Raw genomic sequence first — 4,167 nt, forward strand, 5'->3', positions numbered from 1 at the left:
GCAATCCGCAAAACCGCGTGCGCTCCTCAGCGCATCGGGGCAGCGCAGCGTGCTGCGGCATCGCCTCAGGCATCCAGGCGCGCCAGCACGGCAGCCGCCTGGGCCACCTGCTCCGGCGTGCCGCTGCGCTGAATCTCGGCGAACACCTGCCGCGCCGAGGCGCCATCGGCCATGCCGACGTAAGCGGTGAGCAGGTCGATCTGGGTGTCCACCGGATCACCGAAGCCGTCGTCGGCCGGCGGCTGACTGGCGCCGGCGGCCGTCGCGGCAGGCTGAGCGGATGCGGTGGCAGACACGACCGCCGCCGCGGCGGCGGTGGAGGTGGCTGCGGCAGGCGCCGGCGCAGCGGGCGTGGGCTGCACCCACTCGACCTGCGTCGGCGGCGTCGCTGCCGCCGTTGCCGCGCCGCTCGCAGCGGCCGGCGCACCGACGGCCGGCGCTGCCAGCTCGCCGCGCCCGCGCCGCCGCTGCCGCCACAACAGCAGCCCGCCCAGCCCAAGCCCGGCCGCCGCCGCCAGAAGGTAAGGCATCACACCACCCGCCGGCGCCGCGGTCGCTGCAGGCGCGGGCGCGACGGCGGCCGGCAGCGCGGGCGCGGTAGGTGGCGGCGCGGTCACGCCACCGGCAGCGCCCTGACCGGTCGCGGCGCCCGCCTCGCCGCCAGGACTGGTCTTCACCAACTCGGTGAGCGTCTTGATCTGGTCCTCGAGCGCGCCCAGGCGCCGCTGCAAGGCTTCATTCTGTTGCTGCGCGGCGTCGAGCGCCTCTTCCAGCAATTGCACGCGCGGCGCGCCGCCCACCTCGGTGGCGCCGGAAACCGGCGCCGGCGCCTTGGCATCCTCGCCGCGCAGCACACGCACCTCGGCGGCCGGCGCCGGCGCCTCGATCGGGCCGGCGGCTGCCGTCGACGCCGGAGCCGGGGGCGATTCGGCTGCCGCCGGCGGCGGGCTTGGCGCCGCTTCGGCCGCCGCCGCCACCGGCGGCGTCTGCCGCAGCTCGCGCGCTTCGGGAATGGTGAGCTTGACGCCTGCCTTCAGGCGCGTCGGATCACCGTTGATGAAGGCCTGCGGATTGGCACGCACGATGGCGGCCATCACCGCATCGAGGTCAGCCCCCGCCGGACGCACGCGGCGCGCCACTGTCCACAGCGTAATGCCGGGCGGCACCGGCCCGTAGGTCGCGCCGGCCCGCGGCTGGCCCACGTTGGCGAAGGGATTGAACGCGCGCGGCGGTCGCGGCACGGCCGGTGCCGGCGGCGCCGACCAGGCCGGCGCCGGGCTGGCCGCCGGCGTCGGCGGCGCGCTGCCGACCGGGTCGAGCAGGACGGTGTAGTGCCGCGCCACCTGGCCGCTCGGGCTGATCGCCTCGACCACGAAATCCAGGTAAGGCTCGCGCACCGGCTCGTACGAGGTGACACTCACGTAGGAACGGCCGTTGTCGCCGACCTTGACCGCAAAGCGCAGCGCCACGCCGGCCAGCGAGCCGTCGACGCCCAGACGGCGGTGCTCCTCGGCCGACGCCAGGCCGACCTTGGCCAGCTCGGCCTCGGCGGCGCTGGTGCCGATCAACTCGATGCGCGCCTGCAGCGGCTGACCGAGTGCCGACGTCACGCGCAGCTCGCCTAGGCCGAGCGCCCGCGCCGCCAGCGGCGCCATGCCCAGCGGCAGCAGCAGAACCGGCGCCATCATGCGCCCTAGCCGTTTGCGTGTAGCCACCCGAGCCCTCCCGTTTGCTGTACGCCGGTGCGAATCGTGCCGTGAACGTCGACGATGATGCCGTGTCTGCGGGGCATTCGACCGCATGAGGTCACGGCAGTCGCACCACCGCCCCTCAGCCGCCCAGATACTCGGTGATCAGCCGCTCGGCGATCTGCACGCTGTTGGTGGCGGCGCCCTTGCGGATGTTGTCCGACACCACCCACAGGTCGAGGCCACACGGGTGGCTGATGTCCTCGCGGATGCGCCCGACGTACACCCAGTCCTCGCCAGCCGCTTCCACCGCCGTGGGATAACCGCCCGGGGCGCGCTCGTCGATCACCTGCACGCCCGGCGCACCAGCCAGCAGCGCGCGCGCCTCGTCGGCACCGAGCGGGCGCTCGAACTCGACGTGCACCACCTCGGAGTGGCCGTAGAACACCGGGATGCGCACGCAGGTCGGGTTCACGTCGATGTCGGGCTCGCCCAGGATCTTGCGCGTCTCCCACACCATCTTCATTTCTTCGCGCGTGTAGCCGTTGTCCTGGAAGGTATCGATCTGCGGCAGCGCGTTGAAGGCGATCTGCTTCGGATACACCTGCGGCTCGATCGGCTGACCGTTCAGGAGCGCCGCGCTCTGGCGGGCGAGTTCCTCGATGGCCTTCTTGCCGGTGCCGGACACCGACTGGTAGGTCGCCACGTTGATGCGGCGAATGCGCGCCGCGTCGTGCAGGGGCTTGAGCGCCACCACCATCTGAATGGTGGAGCAGTTGGGGTTGGCGATGATGCCGCGGTTGCGGTAATCGGCGATGTCGTGCGGGTTGACCTCCGGCACCACCAGCGGGATGTCGGGTTCGTTTCGAAAGTGCGAGGTGTTGTCGATCACCACGCAGCCGGCCTCGGCGGCGCGCGGCGCGTACTCGGCGGACACCGCACCGCCGGCCGAGAACAGGCCGATCTCGGCCTTCGTGAAATCGAACGTCGCCAGGTCCTGCACCTGGACGCGCCGCTCGCCGCAGCGCACTTCCTTGCCCACCGAGCGCTCGCTGGCCAGCGCATACAGCTCGCCGATCGGAAAGCCGCGCTCGGCCAGCACCTCCAGCATGGTCTCGCCGACCGCACCGGTGGCGCCGACCACGGCCACGTTGAACTTACGACTCATCTGATTCGTCCTGTCAAACCCCGCCGCGCAGCGCGGCGACCACGGCATCACCCATCTGTGCGGTGCCGAGCACCCGCTCGCCCGGCAGCGCGATGTCGGCGGTGCGCAGGCCCTGGCGCAGCACGCTGGCCACGGCCTGTTCCACCGCATCGGCCGCGCTCGCCTGCCCCAGCGTGTAGCGCAGCAGCATGGCCACCGACAACAGCGTCGCCAGCGGGTTGGCCTTCTGCTGGCCGGCGATGTCCGGCGCCGAGCCGTGCACCGGTTCGTACAGACCAAAGCCGGTCTCGTTCAGCGACGCCGACGGCAGCATGCCGATGGAGCCGGTCAGCATGGCGGCGCAGTCGGACAGGATGTCGCCGAACAGGTTCTCGGTGACCACCACGTCGAACTGCTTGGGCGCGCGCACCAGCTGCATGGCGGCGTTATCCACGTACATGTGGCTGAGCTCGACGTCCGGGTAGTCGGCCGCGAGGCGCGTCATCACGTCGCGCCACAGCTGGCTGGTCTCCAGCACGTTGGCCTTGTCCACCGAGCACAGCCGCCGGCCGCGCCGACGCGCGATGTCGAAGCCGGTGCGGCCGATGCGCTCGATCTCGGCCTCGCTGTAGACCATGGTGTTGCGCCCAATGCGCGTGCCGTCGGCCAGCGTCTCGACGCCGCGCGGCTCACCGAAGTAAATGCCGCCGGTCAGCTCGCGGATGATGACGATGTCGAGCCCGGCCACCACCTCGGGCTTCAGCGTCGAGGCGCCGGCCAGCTCCGGGAACAACAGCGCCGGGCGCAGGTTGGCGTACAGGCCGAGCGCCTTTCGGATGCCGAGCAGGCCGCGCTCCGGGCGCAGGTGCGCCGGGCCGCGATCCCACTTCTCGCCGCCGACCGCGCCCAGCAGCACGGCATCGGCCGCCCGCGCCAACGCCACCGTCTCGTCCGGCAGCGGCACGCCGGTGACGTCGATGGCGCAGCCGCCGATGAGGCCACGCGTGAAGGTGAAATCGAGGCCGAATTTTTCGCCCACCGCCAGCAGCAGCTTTTCCGCTTCGGCGACGATTTCGGGACCGATGCCGTCGCCCGGCAGCAGCAGAATGGTGTGACTCATGCGCTCGCTCCGGCACGATCAGGGAACAGCCAGGGGGCTTCTGCCGCGCGGCGCGCCTCGTAAGCGCGGATGGCGTCGGCGTGCTGCAGGGTGAGCCCAATGTCGTCGAGGCCGTTCAGCAAGCGATGCCGGCGGTCGGCGTCGATCGAGAACGCGAATACCTCGCCCGAGGGCGTGCGCACCTGCTGCGCCTCCAGATCCACCGTCAGGCG

Annotated in this window: 3 protein-coding genes and 1 pseudogene; all 4 read right to left on the reverse strand. The window is 71.9% G+C overall.

Annotated features, from left to right (window positions below; translation table 11 throughout):
- Positions 1–65 precede the first annotated feature (65 nt).
- A complete protein-coding gene (locus tag PHC73_RS12025; protein ID WP_300128557.1) occupies positions 66–1,688 on the reverse strand; it encodes a FimV/HubP family polar landmark protein in 1,623 nt (540 codons plus the stop codon).
- 142 nt (positions 1,689–1,830) lie between these two features.
- The gene (locus PHC73_RS12030; RefSeq protein WP_300128560.1) at positions 1,831–2,856 is read right to left on the reverse strand and encodes an aspartate-semialdehyde dehydrogenase; all 1,026 of its coding nucleotides are present in this window, start codon (positions 2,854–2,856) and stop codon (positions 1,831–1,833) included.
- A 13-nt stretch (positions 2,857–2,869) separates the two neighbouring features.
- Positions 2,870–3,955 carry a 3-isopropylmalate dehydrogenase gene (gene leuB / locus PHC73_RS12035; RefSeq protein WP_300128563.1) on the reverse strand — a complete coding sequence of 362 codons (1,086 nt, stop codon included), beginning with the start codon at positions 3,953–3,955 and terminating at the stop codon, positions 2,870–2,872.
- Positions 3,952–4,167, reverse strand: a pseudogene (locus tag PHC73_RS12040) (3-isopropylmalate dehydratase small subunit); the annotation flags it as partial. The pseudogene PHC73_RS12040 and the gene leuB, both read right to left, overlap by 4 nt.

It is taken from the genome of Immundisolibacter sp. (assembly GCF_028696615.1).
GTDB lineage: Bacteria > Pseudomonadota > Gammaproteobacteria > Immundisolibacterales > Immundisolibacteraceae > Immundisolibacter.